Below are 17,020 nucleotides of genomic sequence, written 5' to 3'. Positions count from 1 at the left end.
GCCGTTAAAGCAATGCTCCAGTAACAACAGGCTAAAGTTGGGAGTTGGCGATGTACTACGAGTGGAACGAAGCCAAAGCGAGACGGCAGTACCTGATCAAGTTCGCCTCGGTCTGGCTGGCAGCGATCGCGTTGGCATTTCTTCCTGTCTGGTGGTTGGTGCAGGAAACCACTTTCTAGTCTTGTCAGACGAAGATCTTGCCTGATCGGGAGACACCCAAGGGGTGAACTCGGCCGCAACGCCTACGCCTCTCAGAACTCTCGAAACAGTTCCTACCAGCTGTAGCGCCAGTTACCAACATTGGCGTACGTGCGATCGATGGTCGGCTGTGCTTTTATGACCCCGGCCAGAAAATGCGGCCACTTCCTGTGATAGTGTTCCGAGGTCCGTGCACACCCCTGCGGGCCTCATCCTTTGCGCCTCCCACCGAATGACTAGCCCTCCCCCTCAAACGGAGGCATCCTGCCCTTCGCCCCAATAGGTTATTCTGAAACTTGTTCGCAGTCCCTCTGTGAGCAGGGTTAACTCAGGGCCCCGCAGAACCCCGTCGAGCCTTGCGCTTCTCTGTTCTACAGCCAGGCCGCGACAATAGCCGCGGCCTCGGCATTTTCAGGAGGGCTTCGATTTCGGCTGCTTCCGACCCGCGATCGACATGTGCTTGAAGCCTCTGTAGTTCGGTTACATCCGCGTGTCATTTGGCTGCACGTCGAAGCCGCTATGTGACCTCCGGCGACTGTCGATCTGGGGGCTCTCGCATACAGATGGCCTCCTCGGCTCGTCGCGGCCGCTGAATGCCTCGTCGGCATGACCGTGGTGACAGCAGGCTGGATGATGCTTGGACGAGTGAGTGTGCTGGTGGTCAAGAACACTTGGAGGGCGCCTCAATGCCCCCTAAAGTCGGCCTGGACGCACTCCTCATCAACGGCGATGAGAACTGCGACAAACGCTCGGGCACAATTCCGGGCGCCCTGAGCCGGGGTAACATAAACCAGTGAACCGAAGGCGAGATGAGCGGGCAAGGCAGAGACAGGTTCAAGATTGCCATTCTGGCTGTTGCCCTTACCGGCCTTACGGGTGGGGCCAGCCTGAGGCTTGCCGGAAATGTTGATCTCGCCGAAATGGTCTGGGTCGCCGGGGTCGTTCCTGTCCTTGCCGTCCTAATCATCGAGATTGTCCGAAGCCTCTGGAGAGGCGAGGTCGGCCTCGACATCGTGGCGGCTCTGTCCATGTCGGCCGCGCTTGTCTTCGGTGAGACGCTCGCCGCGGCCGTCGTCGCGCTGATGTACACTGGAGGCACATTCCTCGAGAGCTTTGCCGAAGGCCGTGCCCGCCGTAACATGCAAGACCTCCTCTCACGCATTCCACGCACCGCCGCCCGATACCGCGACGGCGCGTTGGAAGAGGTGTTACTCAACCAAATCGCACCCGGCGACCTTCTCCTCATTCGGCAAGGGGACGTCGCGCCTGTCGACGGAACTGTCGAGAGCGCGCGCGCGGTCGTCGACCAGTCAGCCATGACAGGTGAATCGATGCCTGTGAGACTGATGCACGGGCAAGAGGCGATGAGCGGCTCGACCAATGTGGGTGGGTGATGCCTTCGATCTGCGCGCAAGCCGCCGCGCTGCGGAGAGCACCTATGCAGGAATCGTCCGTCTGGTCGAGGAGGCGCAGCGGTCGAAGGCGCCGATGTCTCGACTGGCAGATCGCTATTCGATCCTGTTCCTCGTCGTTACGGTCACGCTTGCCGCTGCCGCGTGGTGGATGACCGATGACCCAATCCGGGCCGTAGCCGTGCTGGTCGTAGCCACACCCTGCCCTCTGATCCTTGCGGTGCCGGTCGCGCTGGTCGCGGGCCTATCGAGGGCAACGCACTTTGGCGTGCTGATCAAGGGCGCGAGGGCCCTCGAGGCACTCACGCAGGCCCAAACATTGATCCTCGACAAGACCGGCACACTGACGGACGGCCGTCCGCAGATTGTGTCGGTCGACACTTATGCCGACTTGCAGCCGGGTGAAGTGCTTCGCTTGGCTGCGGCAGCCGATCAGGCATCGAAGCACCCCATGGCACAGGCGATCGTTGCCTCGGCACGCGCGCAGGGCATGCCCCTGCCAATACCGACGCATATCGAGGAAGTTCCAGGAGACGGGGTCGCGGCTCAGGTGGACGGCCGATCCGTCGTCGTGGGCGGGACAGATTTCGTGATCAGCAAGATTGGCAGATCGCGGGCTCCGGATCAGGAATCCGAAGCGGGCTCTGTGCTGGTCGCGGTCGCGGTGGACGGCCAGCTCGCGGGAAATCTGGTCCTGTCCGACCCGTTGCGCCGGGAAACGGCAGGCTTCCTTTCCGGCATCCGCCGCAGTGGCATTAGACGGATTGTGCTTGCCACAGGCGACCGTCACGCCGTCGCCGAGGCCGTTACTGAAGGGCTCGGGCTTGATGCCGTCCGCGCCGACCTGACGCCCGACCAGAAAGTTCTTCTGGTGCTGACCGAACGCAAGAACGGGCCGGTGATGATGGTGGGCGACGGCGTCAACGACGCTCCCGCATTGGCGGCCGCCGATATCGGCGTAGCAATGGGAGCACGGGGGGCGGCCGCCTCCGCCGAGGCTGCTAGCGTTGTTCTGCTGGTTGACGACCTCGGTCGGCTCGTTTCGGGGCTAGAAGTGGCTAAGCGATCACGCGGGATCGCGCTCGAAAGCGTCTTCGCGGGCATCGGTCTTTCCATGGCCGGAATGGTTGCCGCAGCCCTTGGCTACCTCACGCCAGTCCAGGGCGCGCTCCTTCAGGAGGCAATCGATGTTGCGGTCATCCTGAACGCCTTGTGCGCGCTGCGAATAACACCAAGAAACGTGTCGGCAGTGGGCACACGGGTTAACCCTGTCGAGCTCCAATCCCAGGCAGAACGCTACGGTGCCTCTCAATGACTAGCCTCTCCCTAGCTGAGACGCATATGGTGTCTCGACGCCGATCTGCATCGGCGATGCACGCGGCAATACCTTTGAGGGACCGGAAGCCCGTCATTGAAAGCCTCAAATTGCAAGATGTCAGAAAGGTTTAGGCTGAGCGCCGAACGCGGTCTCGATCTGCCGCGAATATTACAACCAGAAACTTATTTTGAGACGACACGGCCACTAAGTCGGGTAGGCTGCTTCCATGAGGGGGTAGCTGGAATGAACTCGGAAGCGCGAGACTATGGACATCAAACCGACTGGCAAAGCATCGCCATGCTAACGATGCCATTGGCCATTGCCGTCGTTTCGTTTGGATGTCAGTTTTTCCTGTAGATATCTCATTATGGAAGGCTCCGCGCTTTTGCACCACAACGCCCCTAGACTGTCACAAGGAGAGCGTTGCCCGAGGCGGTTGCGTTCTATCCAGACAACCTCATTTTAAGCTCGACAAGCACAATCCGAGGAAATTCGCTGCACCCTCGCGCGACGAACTGGCGCGGCGCCCAAGGCGCAGCGATTTGATGGCGAGTCCGAAAACTCCACCGCCATGTCGCGCTGGACAGCTTTGTAGATAATCGCTGCCCTCCCTGGGGTCCTCAAGCTTGCGCTGGGTCAAGGTGCGAAACAAGCGGGCCACCTGTTCCGAACGCGGCATCATTGGAAACAGCGAAAGCGACTCCAGATGTATTTGGCGACGTTTACTTCGAGCCATATTCACTTACCTAAAGGGCAGAATAGCCCGAGAATTTAAGGGAGCTGCCTGGGCAACCTCCTCGCAGCAGGCGATACCGGCAGCTGCCTTTTGACGGAGGAGAAAATGACCGATAGCCGCTCAGATCCGAAGGGACCCGATCTCGCCCTCGGAATAGCACTCGACAACCTTCCCGATGGAGGCAAGCTGGTTGGTCACAAAGACGGCGAGCCCGTGCTTCTCGTGCGTCGTAGAGCAGAGATATTTGCCGTTGCCGCCACCTGTTCGCACTATGGCGGACCGCTGGTCGACGGCCTGGTTGTCGACGACAGTGTTCGTTGCCCCTGGCATCATGCCTGCTTCGACCTGCGAACCGGAGAGGCCCTGCGCGCACCGGCCCTGTCGCCGCTCACGTGCTGGTCGGTCGAGCAGCGCGGCGATAGGATTTTTGTTGGCGATAAACGCAAGAAATCGTCGCAAGCCTCGCGCGATAGCAATGCCGAGGTCTTGCCGGAAAGAATCGTCATCGTCGGCGGTGGCGCGGCGGCTTTTGCCGCAGCCGAAAGACTGCGGCGCGAACAATATCAGGGCGCCATCGTCATGATCAGCGACGACGAGGCGTTGCCGGTCGACCGCCCCAACCTCTCGAAGGACTATCTTGCGGGCAAGGCTCCCGAAGACTGGATCCCACTGCGCACGGAAGGCTTTTATGCCAAGAACGGCATCGAGGTACGCCTCGGAACGAAGGTTGCCGACATTGATGTCCGCGCCAGAGAGGTCGTGCTCGCCGATGGCGGCCGGGTCGCCTTCGACAAATTGCTGCTAGCGACCGGCGCGGAACCGGTGCGCCTCAGCATACCGGGTGCCGACCAGCCTCATGTCCACACACTGCGCTCGTTTGCCGACAGTCGCGCGATCATCGCGCAGAGCGGCGCGGCGCGGCGCGCTGTCGTGCTGGGCGCCAGCTTCATCGGCCTCGAGGTCGCTGCCGCGCTTCGGACCCGCGGTGTCGAAGTGCATGTCGTGGCGCCTGAGGAACGGCCGATGGAACGGGTGCTAGGTCCCCAGATGGGCGACTTCATCCGCGCCCTGCATGATGAACATGGTGTCGTCTTCCATTTGAAAGATACCGCTGCGAGCATCGGCGCCAGCGAGGTTTTGCTGACGAGCGGCAGCACGCTGACTGCCGACCTGGTCGTTGCCGGCATCGGCGTGCGCCCGCGGGTCGATCTCGCCGAAAGAGCGGGGCTTACCATCGATCGAGGTGTCCTGGTCGATGCCTATCTGGAGACCAGCGCGCCGGGGATATATGCGGCCGGCGATATCGCGCGGTGGCCCGACCCCCACAGCGGCGAGAACATCAGAGTTGAGCATTGGGTCGTGGCCGAGCGGCAGGGTGCTACCGCTGCGCTGAACATGCTCGGACGCCGGAAGGAGTTCACGGATGTGCCGTTTTTCTGGAGCCAGCATTACGACATCCCGATCAATTATGTCGGACACGCCGAGAGATGGGACGCGATCGAGATCGAGGGCGACATTGCTGCGAAGGACTGCCTCCTGCGCTTCACGCACGGCGGACGTGTTCTGGCGGTTGTCACGATCTTCCGCGATGCGGAAAGCCTCGAGGCAGAACTGGCGATGGAACACAAAAAGGCATAACGCGCGTAATGGCTCTATGCCAACCCGGATCTCTCCTGTCGCAAAATAGCGCCGTGGAGTTGATCCATAAAGCAGCACCGTGTGGGCTGCCGACGTGGGCGTCACGCGCGCCGCTGTAATGGCTGCCAACGGCTTCACATGTTGATCCAGGCGCCCGACCTGCAGTGCAAGATGGGGCTTTTCCGTCCCGCGACAGCGAGGTGCCCTGAGTTGACAAATGGCTGACTGCCCATAATCTGCGCGTACGCCTTTTAGTTCGCCGTTTTTTTCGTGGTGAGGTTCATGCCCATGGCAAAGTGCATGAGACGATTTCTGCTGGCGAATGTTGCCCTGTGGCTTTCCGCGATCGCGGCCGGCGCTGCGACGCTCGATACGGTCACCCAGCGCGGCAGTGTGCGTATCGGCTACATTACCGACGAGGCGCCCTTTTCCTCCGTCAAATCGGGCGCCGATCCGACGGGATATGCCATCGACCTGTGTGGCAAGATCGCCGACGAAATAGAGTATCGGGTTCCGCAACTGAAGCGCGAATACGTTGAAATGACGCTCGCCAACGGCTTCGATGCAGTGAAAAACGGACAGATCGACCTGCTTTGCGGCGCGATCACCGTCAATTTGAAGAGGCGAGAAATCGTTGACTTCTCACAGCCAATCTTTCTGACGGGGGCGACCGCGTTGCTCCGCAAAGATTCGCCTAACTATCTGCAGACTCTTTTTCTCGAGAAGCCCGCTGTTCGCCCGGTCAGCCAGCGTGTCCCCTCCACACGCGTAATCGGGGTGCGGGCAAGCACAACAACTGGAACGACCCTGCGCGAGGCGTTGGCCATCCAAGCCTCGAAGACGAAGCTTTCCGATTTCGAAACGCACGAGGACGGGCTTAAGGCGCTGGAGGATCACAAGATCGACGCCTATATCGCCGATCAGGTGCTACTCATCAGCCTGGCCAAGAGGGCACGCGATTCATCGTCGCTCGAGATCGGTGATCGGCTCTTTACGCATGAACCCTATGCAATAGCGCTGCGTCGCGACGACGCCGACTTCCGCCTGCTGGCCGACCGTGCGTTGACGGCATTCTATCTGTCGGACGATTTTCTGCCGCTGCTGGAAGGCTATTTCGGATCCGAGGCGCCGATGCTGCACACGCAAATCATCATGGAGYATGTTCCCGATTGATTTTAATCACCTCAATCAAGGGATTACACAAGCAGCTGCACCGCCTTGCGGAACGACCGACCGCAAAGGGGTATCCTGATGGCTAATGCCCGCCGCGCCCGAGAAGATGGGCAGCCAACCGCCAGGTGTGATGCGCGATTCGGTCGAGTCGTCGAGCGGCGTCGATCCGCGCGAAGGCACTTGCAGCTACCAGCTCTCCCAGTGCAACCGAGGCAAGAGTTGTCGCGCGATGGTCCTGCTTCAGCGCGCTGAGTTCTTTTGCCGCCCGTTCGGCGTCCGAAAGCGTCGCGGCGACCTCGGGTGACACGCTCCAACCGATAGCCGCGGCCTGCGCGCTGAGGGCGGTTTCAGAAGTGATCGAGCGACCAATCGCTTCGGCCGCGATCATCACACGTGCGCATAGCTCGGTCGCGCGGCGTTCGAGAACGGCTTCGACCGGCCGGCCGGGGAGTTCCCCCTCCTCCAGGACGTCCGCAAGGCGCGAAGCGTGATCGAGCGCGTGCAGCATGCTCGTCATGCGCAACCGCTCATCCTCAGTCTCGGGCGGCTCCTTCAATTCGGAGAGAAAATCCCGTATCTCCGACAGCACAATGCCGGTCGAAACGCCTCCGGTCGCAAGCCTCGTCGGGCCTGAGAGCGCAGCAGAAACCGAGGCAGTGTTCATCGCGAGGACGTCCGCCAGGACGCGCCTGACCGTCTCGATCGCGATGACCGGACTGGCAAGGGCGCTTGGATCAAGCGCGCGCTGAACGGCTGTCTGCCTCGACGGCAACATACGCTCGACAACGCGGGTAAACCATTGCGTCGCCGGAAGCAGCACCGCAACCCCTACGACGTTATAGGCCGTGTGATAGGCAGCAAGCTGCGTCATCCCGTCGACCGACGCGGAGAAGCGTTTCATCAGTACAGTCGTGAACGGAAAGGCGATGATCGCGATAAGCGCCGCGATCATCTTGAACAGCACATAGGCCAGGGCGAGGCGCTTGGCCGTCGTGCTGGCGCCGATCGCGGCTAAGGCGGAACTCGTCGCCGTCCCGATATTCTGGCCGATGATCAGTGCTGCGCCTTGCTCCAGGCTCACTGCCCCGGCGTAGAAGGCGGAAATGGTCACGGCGATCGCCGCCGTCGAGGACTGCATGACCGCCGTCATCGCCAAGCCAACGCCGATCAGCATCATGAGGCCAGACAAACCCGCACCCCAGCTAACTCCCGGAGAACCAAGCACCGAGGGCAGATCGGACGGATGCAGCGTCTCCGCCAGCCCCCCCATGCCCTGCTGCAGTGTCGTCAGCCCGTAAAGAATGAGCGCGAAACCCGCAAGCGCACTGCCCCCCGCCGCGATCCTCCCGCCGCTCAGTAGCTTGGCCAGCGCTCCGATGAATATCATCGGCAGCGCGTAGGCTGAGAGCGAGACTCTCACGCCGATCAGCGCAACCAGCCATCCCGTTCCCGTTGTGCCGACATTGGCGCCGAAAACGAGCCCAAGCCCCTGCGGGAAGGTCAAGAGCCCGGCGTTGACGAGACCGATCGTCGTCATCGTCACCGCGCTCGACGACTGGACGAGCAAGGTGACGACAGCGCCCCAGAAAGCGCCGGAGAGCGGCGTGGCGACTGCCGCGCCCAAGGCGGTCCGTAACGCCGATCCCGCCAATGCCTTGAGGCCGTCGGTCATGACGGTCATGCCGAGGAGAAAGAGCCCAATTCCACCGAGAATGGCAACCGCTGTCGACATCGGCGTTTGGCTCCCTTCGCTTCGCTCTTTATCTCTTCAAGCTAATAGGACCAACCTCGCCGTGCAAGCGGGCTTGGAATGCCCTTCCTTTGGGTGAGTGAGCACACGGGAAAGCCAACGCGCGGCCTTCGATTCGGTGCTTATCTTTTCCGGATCTGATCCGCGGCGGCCGGCCTCCCCCCTTGCCTCTCCTTGCCGTAAGAGGATGCTTCTCCGCCAGTTGTTGCGACTCAGCGGCTTGCAAAAAACCTGTTGGCGGGCCGAGATAGGCCAAGGTGTTCACGTAGCGTCGCACCCTCGTAATCCCTCCTGAAAATGCCTCGTCGCTGCAGCTCGGGTACAAGCCGATCAACGACATCGTCGAGACCTTGGGGAAGGTAGGGGAAGACGATGTTGAAACCGTCGCTGCCGCGTGCCGTCAGCCATTGCGCCATCTCATCGGCGATCGTTTCCGGCGTTCCTACGAACGCAAGGCCCGCGTAGCCCCCATAGCGCTGCGCGAGCTGCCGAACGGTCAACTGCTCTTCCTGGGTGAACTTCAGCACTTGCGCGCGGCCGGTCTTGCTGGCGTTCGTCTCGGGTATCTCAGGCAGCGGCCCGTCCGGATTGAAGCCGGAAGCATCATGACCAAGGGCGATCGAGAGCGAAGCGACGGCGCTGTCATAGTGAACGAGGCTGTCGAGCAGCGCCCGTTTCGCGCGCGCCTCCTCAATGCTGTCGCCAATGACGATGAAGGCGGCCGGCAGGATCTTGAGGCTATCAGGATCGCGGCCGACGGCGGCCATCCGCCCCTTGATATCGGCATAGAGTGATTGCGCCGCCGGGAGATCGCGCGGCGAGCAGAAGACGACTTCGGCTGTCTCGGCGGCAAGCTGGCGGCCCGGCTCTGACTGCCCCGCCTGCACGATCACCGGCCATCCCTGAGGCGGGCGGGCAATATTGAGCGGACCGCGCACGCTGAGCTCCTCGCCCTTGTGATTGAGGACATGCATTTTGGTCGGGTCGAAAAACTGGCCACTTTCCACGTCGCGCGTAAATGCGTCGTCGGCGAAACTGTCCCAGAGGCCGGTGACGACGTCGTAAAACTCGCGGGCGTGGCGATACCGTTCGCCGTGTTCGACATGTTCATCGAGGCCAAAATTCAGCGCGGCGTCGGGATTAGCCGTCGTCACAATGTTCCAGCCCGCGCGCCCGGCGCTGATATGGTCAAGCGAGGCGAAGCGGCGCGCAACGTGATAGGGCTCGTCGAAGGTCGTCGAGGCTGTCGCAACGAGCCCGATCCGATCGGTGACGGCGGCAAGCGCCGACAGCAGTGTGAACGGCTCGAAGGAGGTTACCGTCTGGCTCCTCTTCAGTGCCTCCACAGGCATGTTGAGCACGGCCAGATGATCAGCCATGAAGAAGGCATCGAACTTCGCCGCCTCCAGCCTTTGCGCAAACTCCTTTAAGTGCTTGAAGTTGAAGTTCGCGTCCGGGTAGGCGCCGGGATAGCGCCAGGCTCCGGTATGCAGACTGACGGGGCGCATGAAGGCGCCGAGATGCAATTGTCGCTCGTGTGCCATCAAGTCGTCCCGCCTTATGGCTGCCCGTGCCCGCCGGCTACGCCTGCGGCTGCTTGGTCTTGCGCAGGTACGGCAGCACCGTGTCAAACGATCCGAAGCGCGTTACCGCGTCCTCGTTGGAGACGGCAGCCGTGATGATGACGTCATCGCCCTGCTGCCAGTTCGCCGGCGTCGCGACCTGATGCTTTGCCGTCAACTGAATGGAGTCGATCGCGCGGAGGATCTCGTTGAAGTTTCTCCCCGTCGTCATCGGGTAGGTGAGGATCAGCTTGATTTTCTTGTCCGGGCCGATGATGAAGACGGAACGAACGGTTGCGTTGTCAGCTGGCGTGCGGCCTTCCGACGTTTCTCCGGCTCCAGCCGGCAGCATGTCGTAGAGCTTGGCAACCTTCAGGTCCTTGTCGCCGATCAATGGATAGTCGACATCGAAGCCGGTCGCCGTCTTGATATCGCTCTTCCACTTGCTGTGGCTTTCCACCGGATCGACAGAGATGCCGATGATCTTGGCGCCGCGGCTGCGGAATTCGGGCTCCAGCCCTGCCATCGCCCCAAGCTCGGTCGTGCAAACCGGCGTGAAGTTCTTCGGATGCGAGAAGAGCACCGCCCAGCCGTCACCAATCCAGTCGTGGAACTGAATGGGACCCTGCGTGGTGTCGGCGGTGAAATCAGGGGCAATATCGTTGATGCGGAGGCTCATGAGTCGTGACCTTGTTGGAAATGGCGCTGGTGTTCAATGACCGGCGATTCTGTAGTCGTTTTCTGGCGCTGTTCAAGCACTTGTGCCACGATGCCGGTGATTAATGGCCGCAAAGTTCGCGTGCCGACCAGTTGGCATCGTCGATGACATCGACTACCACGCGGACGAGGCCTCTTTACCAAGAGACGGCTTTTTCGGCGGTATCTTATCAAGATGCCGCGTTCTGGCTTTCAGGGTTTCAAAGGCACGGTAGCCCCCCGGCCACCGGCCATAGCCGCTGGCGACATTGACGTGCCCGGCCAGACCGGCATTGCGAAGCTCGCTGCCCCAGAGACGGGCAAACAGTGTCAGGCGATCGAGCGACATATAGTGATCGTTCAGACTGCCGACGACGATACTCGGAAACGGCAGCTCGGCCGTCGGCATCGTACCAAACGCAATCTGCCCGGGATGCAGCTTCTCGGTCACCAGCAGGTCGCACGGCGCCACCAGCAGCGCTCCCCTCACCCGCGCCGCAGAAGGCCGCCCGGCAAGGCTTGCCGCAAGCAGACATCCAAGACTGTGAGCAACGATATACGCTTCACCGGCATCTTCGAGCACGGCCTCGAGCCTCACCCGCCAGACGCTGAGGTGCGGATGATCCCAATTGTCCTGCTGGACGAGGCGACTTTCGGGATGATCCCGCAGCCATGCGGTTTGCCAGTGCGCATCTTCTGATCCGAAGAGCCCGGGAAGAATTAGTACTGGCGCCATCATCAATCCTTATCCGCATCGTGTGAAGGAGTATCTGTTCCTAGAGAACGCCGAGGGTGATTGCGAAGAGGAACCCGAAGGCGAACACCGTCGCCGCGGAAGCGGCCACATCCGCCGCGGCATCGGCACGCCGGCTACGCGGAGCAATATGGCGAGCATCGAAAACGGCCATGACGATCCCTCAGTACCAAGGCGCCGGAGACGAGCTCCAATAGTAGATTTCATAGTCGCGTGCCGTCAGTTCGCGGTCGCCATGCGGCTCGCACCGTGGCGCGGCTGCCGGTTGGGAAGGACCGATGAGGACCATCGACCGGAACCAAAGAAGAAGAGACTGCATCATCGTTTTCTCCTTGCCGCACCTCAGATCAGCTGGTTGCGCCTCGCATTCGAAAGCAGGTCCGCGGCGCTGGCGACGGGGCCGAACAGCATCAGCAGTCGATTTTGCTCGCGCATCGTCAGCCGATAGCGACGCGCAAAGTCGAAGACGCTCCAAAGCTCGCTCCCCATCGCCCGTTTCTCCGCACTGTCCATGCCACCATTCCTCCAAATCTCATTCGGCCGCCTGAAGCGAGGTCCTTGCCGACGGGACGAAAGAGAAGGCTGCCAGTTCGTCGACGACAGAACCGATACGGCCAGACAGCGCCTCCGAAGCGATTTTGTAGTCGACGAAATCGCGGTCAGCGGCATAGACGGCCGTCGGCAACGTGTGGGCCATGAAGAATCCGAACAACGGCCGCAGCTGATGCTCGACAATCAGGGCATGGCGGTCTCCGCCTCCGGTGGCAGAAATGATGATGGGCTTCGAGCGCAGTTCGCTCGGCTCGATTAGATCGATCAAGTGCTTGAACAGGCCGGGATACGAGCCCTTGTAGGTCGGCGAGCCGATGACCAGGACATCCGCCTTGACGATATCATCAAGAACCTGGCTGGCCTGTTCATCCAGGTCGCGACGCCAGAGCGCAGTGCCCAGCGACGGACCGACGTCCTTCAGATCGTAGATCTTGCTTGAAAAGCCGTAGTTTTCAGCAGCAAGCCCCGCAATATGCTCGACCAGGGCATAGGTCTTGGACGGACGGTTAAAGCTACCGGCAATACCCACCAATCGCAGCGACATAGATCTCTCTCCTTTGTTGTTAGACCGAATATTGTCTATAAATTTTATGAACAAAAGAAATGACGTTCCGTTATCTAGGAGAACCGTGAAATTCGATGCCCTCGGGCGCGCCGTCACGCAGCGGCTTCTGCAACTCTCCTAAGCTGTTGAACAGCAAACCTACGAGGCGGCAGAGAGCGACGGCCAGACCGTGTAATCGCGTGCGCCTGCTACGGCCCGGCCGTTCAAAAGTTCCAAGGCGTGCCGCAAGCTTTCTGTCTGGGCATACGCGTTTTTCTTGGAACCTTTGGCCGCGCCGCTCGTTTTTTTGATTGCAGCGTTTGAAATCCGCGCTGCCGGACCAGCATCGCATATGTAGGTTCGTCAAAAAGGCCCGGTGGTTTCTATCCCGCCGGGCTTTTCTTGGTCCCTTCCCCCGCTTTTTCTCCTTCGATTGTCGTTCGTTTTGAACAACTTGCGGTCTCGAGCATTAACTATCGTCAGCAACCAGGAAACAACCCAATGACGATCACCGCCAAAGTTGCCGCCGCCCTATGCATGCTCATGGCACTGAGTTCTTGCGCAAACACGATCAAGGGCATTGGGCGCGATACGGCCAATACCGTCAATGCGACCCAGAACGCCGGCAATCGTGTAGCGAATGCTGCGTCCCGCTAATCTCGTTGATGGCTTCGCCGCCAACAACCGGGCCCTGCATGCTTCCGGTCTGAAACCGCCGAGACGCGTTTTTTGGTGGACAGCCTGAGCGCGTTCGAAAGGAGCGTTTCAATCTCTTCGCGTTAATCGACGGAAATAGCCGGCGGGCCTTGAAATCGCATCGATCGAAGCAAAGATTCGTCTGGATGCGATGGAGGCCTAGCCATGTCGAACTATAAAGAGGAAAGGCGGTTTCGGTGTCAGGACGACAGAGGGAAAACCTATGTCGTCATTCAGCAGATCAGGATTTCTGGCCAAAACGCGCCTTCGCCCAAGACCGACTATATGACCGAGGAAGGCGAGATCGTGAATCGACTCGATGAAGATCATTTTCTGCTCCTGCTCGATGGGCAGGTACTGCACATTCCCCATATCTCGGATACGGATCACTGAGCGGTGACGGCACGACAGAAATGGCGCGCCGCTGACTCCAGGTGCTTTCGCTGCGTCTGCCGCCGACCAAACTCAACCGAATCATGATTCGGCGCGATCATCCGCATGACTGGGACATGAACGCCGGTTTCAGTGCGCATTCATTCGTGCCCAACCATCAGCGCTCCGAAGGCGTTGCGTTGACAGATACAGATGGAGACCGATCATGAGAAAGCTAGTTGTTGCAGCCGCCGGACTAGCGACGCTGCTCGTAGCCTCACCGGCTTTCGCGGACGGCGTATACTTCGAGTTCGGCTCCGGCCCACGCTATTATGACGATCCGCCTCCGCCGCGCTACTATAGGCACGGCCCGCGCTATGCGTACGACGATGATGGCGATGATTATTATCGCCCGCGTTATGCGCGACAGGTGTGCTGGGACCAGCCCTACCAGAAAAAGAGCCATCACCACTACATCACCAAATACAGGACAGTCTGCCGCGATCGCTAACATGCAGTGCGGAAGGCAATGATGGTGCGCCCGGCGGCGCACGATCACCGGTTCCGCATCCTGCGTCCTCCCTTCCTTTTTCAACGAAAGCGCAAAAAGGTGATTGGCCCGGATGGTTAGGTTGCGATAGGACTTCGCGCATCATTGCCTGCCGCCGGAGTGCCTAAGTGTCGATTGCCGATATTTCCTTGTTGAGCGCCCTTTTTGCCGGCGCGCTGTCGTTCGTGTCGCCCTGCGTCCTGCCTCTCGTTCCCCCCTATCTCTGCTATATGGCCGGCATTTCCGTCGAGCAGTTTCGCGGTGGCAGCGCCGTTGCCGTTGCCCCGGACGCGCGGCGGGGCGTGCTGTTTTCGGCGCTTTTCTTCACACTCGGCTTCGCGACCGTTTTTGTGGCGCTCGGCGCTGGTGCATCCAGCATCGGCATGGCGCTTCGCCAGCATCTCGATCTCCTGGCAAAGATCGGCGGCCTGATCATCATCGTCATGGGTTTGAATTTCCTCGGAGTCTTCCGGATTGGAATTCTGGCCCGCGAGGTGCGCTTCCAGGGCAGCGGCAAGCCCGCGACGCTGACCGGTGCCTATATCATGGGCCTGGCTTTCGCTTTTGGCTGGACACCCTGCATCGGTCCGGTACTCGGTGCGATCCTTGGCGTTGCGGCCTCGCGGGAGACGGTTGGCTCAGGTGCTGGGCTGCTGGCCGTCTATTCCCTCGGCCTTGCCATCCCGTTCTGGATCGCCGCTGGCTTTTCCGGCGCCTTCATGAACTTCCTGACGCGCTTTCGCCGGCATCTCGGAACGGTCGAGAAAGTCATGGGCGTATTCCTCGTCCTGACCGGCCTCGCCTTCATGTTCGGTTTCGTCAGTGACGTCGCAATCTGGTTCCAGCAGACCTTTCCAATCCTGATGAAAATCGGCTAAGCCGAAATCACCCCGAAGAAAGTTGCATTTGGAATAGCCGTTGTTCGATATTGTCAGTCTGCTCCTGCCGTTCTTCGGCCTGATCCTCATTGGCTATATCGCAGGCAAGGTGACGAAGCAGCCGGCCGACGCGCTCGGCTGGATGAACACCTTCATCATCTATGCAGCGCTGCCGGCGTTGTTCTTCAAGCTCGTCTCACGCACGCCCTTCGAAGATCTGACAAGGATCGACTTCATCGCCACCGATCTCGCGGCAACCTATTCGATCTTCATTGCACTGTTCGCGATCGGTCGCTGGATCCGGGGTAATTCGCTCGCCGACTGCACGATCCAGTCGTTTGCCGGCGCCTACGGCAACATCGGCTATATGGGGCCTGGCCTCGCTCTGCTGGCGCTCGGCCAAGCAGCGGCCATACCGGTCGCGCTGATCGTCTGCCTCGAGAACGCGCTGCACTTTATCGTCGCGCCGGCGCTGATGGCAGCGGCAGGCGATGACCGGCGTTCCGCGGGACGGCTGGCGATCGACATTACTCGGAAAGTGGCCTTCCACCCCTTTATCCTGTCGACGGCGTTCGGCTTCGTTGCTGCCGGCTTTCACATCGATCAGCCGGCCGCATTCCAGCATTTCGTCGACTATCTCGCGCAAGCTGCCGCCCCCTGCGCTTTGTTTGCCATGGGCGTCACGCTGGCGCTTCGGCCGGTGAGGCGCATACCGGCCGAAATCGGCTATATCGTTCTGGCGAAGCTCATCGTGCACCCGATTGTCGTCTATCTCGCGCTGACCGCCATCGGTGGCTTCGAGCCGGTCTGGATATATGCCGCGGTACTGCTTGCCGCCCTGCCGACGGCAACCAACGTCTTCGTCATCGGGCAGCAATATGGCGTCTGGAAGGAACGCGCTTCGGCAACGATCCTGATCACGACGGCGCTTTCCGTCGTGACCGTCTCGCTCTTCCTGATTGCGATCAAATCAGGCTTTCTTCCGGCTTAGCTTTTCGTTGATCGCGCCGGGAATATCGCGGAACGAACGACCAGGCTCGATGCCCTCACGCATGACAATGCTGCGCAGTGGGGCGAGTGCCGACAGAATGTGCAGGCCGGCAGCGCGCATCATCTGAACAGGCAGGAAATCGGACAATAGCGAGCGATTAAGAAGATCGACGCTCGCGGTGCGGCTCATGATATCGGCGCGACGCTTCCGATCGAAACGGTCGCCGGCATCAGCCGCGATCGGCAGTTCGGGTCGCGTGCAAAGAATGTCCTGAAGCGCCATGACATCGCGCAGGCTGAGGTTCAGCCCCTGCGCGCCGATCGGCGGGAAGACATGCGATGCCTCGCCAATGAGGGCAATCCGCCCCTTGCCGAAGCGATGGGCCATCATGCCTGATAGAGGCCAGAGCTGCACACCTTCCTCGACGGTCACCTTACCGAGCAGTGACTGCATGCGCTCCTCGACGACATTGCTCAGTTCAACGAGCGAGAGTTCATTGCGGGCGACGGCATCCGATGGGTTCTGGACCCAAACGAGGCTGGAGCGATTGGCGGGCAGCGGCACCTGAGTGAAGGGTCCGCTTTCCGTATGGAACTCCGTCGAGATATTCTCATGCGGCAGCGAGTGTTCGAAGTTCAGCACCATGGCCGACTGCCGATAAGACCAGGTGCGAACGTCGATGCCGGCGGTTTCGCGCAGCTTCGACTTGCGCCCATCAGCGCCAACCGCGAACGTCGCCGACAGGATTTCGCCATCGGCAAGCGTGACCGTCACCGATTCGGTGCCGATATCGATCACGCCGGCAAACGACGTAAAGCGCGTGATGTTCCCCTCACCGGCGATCGCGGCCTCCAGCACCCCCATCAAGGCTTTGTTCGGGAAATTGTAGCCGAAGGCCTCAAGATCGAGTTCGACCGAACGGAATGTGGTGATCGGCGCCCGCAGCAGGCGATTCGTGCCGTCGATGATGCGCATGGTGGAAAGCGGCGCGGCCGCTGGCCGCAACTTTTCCCACAACGTCAACCTGTCGAGGAAACGGATCGATTGATCCATGAGCGCGGTCGTGCGCCGGTCCTGGCTCGGCGATGGCGGGGCAACGAGAGCCACGTTGCGTCCGCCGCGAGCCAAGGCGATGGCGGCGATCATGCCAGCAAGCCCGCCACCGATCACCGCGATTTCAAAAGTCTTCATTGCACCGTT

At 60.6% G+C, this 17,020-nt stretch carries 17 protein-coding genes and 1 pseudogene; 9 read left to right on the top strand and 9 right to left on the bottom strand.

Annotation, left to right across the window (positions count from 1 at the left end; translation table 11 throughout):
• Window positions 1-50 precede the first annotated feature (50 nt).
• From AC1DPR_RS20580 to AC1DPR_RS20565, 4 genes and pseudogenes are all read left to right on the top strand, one after another.
• Window positions 51-179, top strand: coding sequence for a hypothetical protein (locus AC1DPR_RS20580; RefSeq protein ID WP_018858765.1), 129 nt, complete (start codon window positions 51-53; stop codon window positions 177-179).
• An 828-nt stretch (window positions 180-1,007) separates the two neighbouring features.
• Window positions 1,008-2,925 (top strand): annotated as a pseudogene (locus AC1DPR_RS20575) (heavy metal translocating P-type ATPase).
• Window positions 2,926-3,769: 844 nt separating this feature from the next.
• Window positions 3,770-5,302, top strand: coding sequence for an FAD-dependent oxidoreductase (locus AC1DPR_RS20570; protein WP_477817046.1), 1,533 nt, complete (start codon window positions 3,770-3,772; stop codon window positions 5,300-5,302).
• 300 nt (window positions 5,303-5,602) lie between these two features.
• Window positions 5,603-6,475, top strand: coding sequence for an amino acid ABC transporter substrate-binding protein (locus AC1DPR_RS20565; RefSeq protein ID WP_477817045.1), 873 nt, complete (start codon window positions 5,603-5,605; stop codon window positions 6,473-6,475).
• Between the two features lie 82 nt (window positions 6,476-6,557).
• Here the strand turns inward: AC1DPR_RS20565 and AC1DPR_RS20560 are convergent, their stop codons facing one another.
• The 8 genes from AC1DPR_RS20560 to msuE all read right to left on the bottom strand — a co-directional run bounded on the left by AC1DPR_RS20560 (window position 6,558) and on the right by msuE (window position 12,333).
• The gene (locus tag AC1DPR_RS20560; RefSeq protein WP_113471313.1) at window positions 6,558-8,207 is read right to left on the bottom strand and encodes a Na/Pi cotransporter family protein; all 1,650 of its coding nucleotides are present in this window, start codon (window positions 8,205-8,207) and stop codon (window positions 6,558-6,560) included.
• 230 nt (window positions 8,208-8,437) lie between these two features.
• The gene (locus AC1DPR_RS20555; RefSeq protein WP_477817044.1) at window positions 8,438-9,769 is read right to left on the bottom strand and encodes an LLM class flavin-dependent oxidoreductase; all 1,332 of its coding nucleotides are present in this window, start codon (window positions 9,767-9,769) and stop codon (window positions 8,438-8,440) included.
• Between the two features lie 37 nt (window positions 9,770-9,806).
• A complete protein-coding gene (locus AC1DPR_RS20550) occupies window positions 9,807-10,466 on the bottom strand; it encodes a peroxiredoxin (protein WP_018858771.1) in 660 nt (219 codons plus the stop codon).
• Window positions 10,467-10,619: 153 nt separating this feature from the next.
• Complete coding sequence (locus tag AC1DPR_RS20545) at window positions 10,620-11,219, bottom strand: RBBP9/YdeN family alpha/beta hydrolase (protein ID WP_026371995.1); 600 nt, start codon at window positions 11,217-11,219, stop codon at window positions 10,620-10,622.
• Between the two features lie 40 nt (window positions 11,220-11,259).
• Complete coding sequence (locus AC1DPR_RS20540; RefSeq protein ID WP_018858773.1) at window positions 11,260-11,391, bottom strand: hypothetical protein; 132 nt, start codon at window positions 11,389-11,391, stop codon at window positions 11,260-11,262.
• Between the two features lie 9 nt (window positions 11,392-11,400).
• Window positions 11,401-11,559 (bottom strand): hypothetical protein, encoded by a 159-nt coding sequence (locus AC1DPR_RS20535; RefSeq protein ID WP_018858774.1) that lies wholly within the window; start codon window positions 11,557-11,559, stop codon window positions 11,401-11,403.
• A gap of 20 nt (window positions 11,560-11,579) precedes the next feature.
• A complete protein-coding gene (locus AC1DPR_RS20530) occupies window positions 11,580-11,750 on the bottom strand; it encodes a hypothetical protein (RefSeq protein WP_018858775.1) in 171 nt (56 codons plus the stop codon).
• Between the two features lie 19 nt (window positions 11,751-11,769).
• Window positions 11,770-12,333 carry an FMN reductase gene (msuE, locus tag AC1DPR_RS20525; protein WP_018858776.1) on the bottom strand — a complete coding sequence of 188 codons (564 nt, stop codon included), beginning with the start codon at window positions 12,331-12,333 and terminating at the stop codon, window positions 11,770-11,772.
• A 501-nt stretch (window positions 12,334-12,834) separates the two neighbouring features.
• On the opposite strand from msuE, the gene AC1DPR_RS20520 reads away from it, so the two are divergent.
• From AC1DPR_RS20520 to AC1DPR_RS20500, 5 genes are all read left to right on the top strand, one after another.
• Window positions 12,835-12,990 carry an entericidin domain-containing protein gene (locus AC1DPR_RS20520; RefSeq protein ID WP_018858777.1) on the top strand — a complete coding sequence of 52 codons (156 nt, stop codon included), beginning with the start codon at window positions 12,835-12,837 and terminating at the stop codon, window positions 12,988-12,990.
• Window positions 12,991-13,194: 204 nt separating this feature from the next.
• A complete protein-coding gene (locus AC1DPR_RS20515; protein WP_018858778.1) occupies window positions 13,195-13,422 on the top strand; it encodes a hypothetical protein in 228 nt (75 codons plus the stop codon).
• 205 nt (window positions 13,423-13,627) lie between these two features.
• The gene (locus AC1DPR_RS20510) at window positions 13,628-13,912 is read left to right on the top strand and encodes a hypothetical protein (RefSeq protein WP_018858780.1); all 285 of its coding nucleotides are present in this window, start codon (window positions 13,628-13,630) and stop codon (window positions 13,910-13,912) included.
• 167 nt (window positions 13,913-14,079) lie between these two features.
• On the top strand, window positions 14,080-14,829 hold the full coding sequence (locus tag AC1DPR_RS20505) for a cytochrome c biogenesis CcdA family protein (RefSeq protein WP_018858781.1): 750 nt from the start codon (window positions 14,080-14,082) through the stop codon (window positions 14,827-14,829).
• 40 nt (window positions 14,830-14,869) lie between these two features.
• Window positions 14,870-15,820, top strand: coding sequence for an AEC family transporter (locus tag AC1DPR_RS20500; RefSeq protein WP_018858782.1), 951 nt, complete (start codon window positions 14,870-14,872; stop codon window positions 15,818-15,820).
• Here the strand turns inward: AC1DPR_RS20500 and AC1DPR_RS20495 are convergent.
• Entirely contained in the window at window positions 15,800-17,011 is a 1,212-nt protein-coding gene (locus AC1DPR_RS20495; RefSeq protein ID WP_018858783.1) for a UbiH/UbiF family hydroxylase, read from the bottom strand. The two genes, AC1DPR_RS20500 and AC1DPR_RS20495, sit on opposite strands and share 21 nt — an antisense overlap.
• Between the last annotated feature and the right edge of the window lie 9 nt (window positions 17,012-17,020).

It is taken from the genome of Rhizobium sp. 01T417 (assembly GCF_056398905.1).
The sequence above is the reverse complement of the archived record's forward strand: the minus strand, read 5'-3'. Positions and strand labels throughout refer to the sequence as shown.

Bases quoted from the DNA above. Each gene is read 5' to 3' on its own strand.
- AC1DPR_RS20580 (WP_018858765.1), top strand. From the start codon at position 51: ATGTACTACGAGTGGAACGAAGCCAAAGCGAGACGGCAGTACCTGATC.
- AC1DPR_RS20570 (WP_477817046.1), top strand. From the start codon at position 3,770: ATGACCGATAGCCGCTCAGATCCGAAGGGACCCGATCTCGCCCTCGGA.
- AC1DPR_RS20560 (WP_113471313.1), bottom strand. From the start codon at position 8,207: ATGTCGACAGCGGTTGCCATTCTCGGTGGAATTGGGCTCTTTCTCCTC.
- AC1DPR_RS20555 (WP_477817044.1), bottom strand. From the start codon at position 9,769: ATGGCACACGAGCGACAATTGCATCTCGGCGCCTTCATGCGCCCCGTC.
- AC1DPR_RS20550 (WP_018858771.1), bottom strand. From the start codon at position 10,466: ATGAGCCTCCGCATCAACGATATTGCCCCTGATTTCACCGCCGACACC.
- AC1DPR_RS20545 (WP_026371995.1), bottom strand. From the start codon at position 11,219: ATGGCGCCAGTACTAATTCTTCCCGGGCTCTTCGGATCAGAAGATGCG.
- AC1DPR_RS20540 (WP_018858773.1), bottom strand. From the start codon at position 11,391: ATGGCCGTTTTCGATGCTCGCCATATTGCTCCGCGTAGCCGGCGTGCC.
- AC1DPR_RS20535 (WP_018858774.1), bottom strand. From the start codon at position 11,559: ATGATGCAGTCTCTTCTTCTTTGGTTCCGGTCGATGGTCCTCATCGGT.
- AC1DPR_RS20530 (WP_018858775.1), bottom strand. From the start codon at position 11,750: ATGGACAGTGCGGAGAAACGGGCGATGGGGAGCGAGCTTTGGAGCGTC.
- msuE (WP_018858776.1), bottom strand. From the start codon at position 12,333: ATGTCGCTGCGATTGGTGGGTATTGCCGGTAGCTTTAACCGTCCGTCC.
- AC1DPR_RS20520 (WP_018858777.1), top strand. From the start codon at position 12,835: ATGACGATCACCGCCAAAGTTGCCGCCGCCCTATGCATGCTCATGGCA.
- AC1DPR_RS20515 (WP_018858778.1), top strand. From the start codon at position 13,195: ATGTCGAACTATAAAGAGGAAAGGCGGTTTCGGTGTCAGGACGACAGA.
- AC1DPR_RS20510 (WP_018858780.1), top strand. From the start codon at position 13,628: ATGAGAAAGCTAGTTGTTGCAGCCGCCGGACTAGCGACGCTGCTCGTA.
- AC1DPR_RS20495 (WP_018858783.1), bottom strand. From the start codon at position 17,011: ATGAAGACTTTTGAAATCGCGGTGATCGGTGGCGGGCTTGCTGGCATG.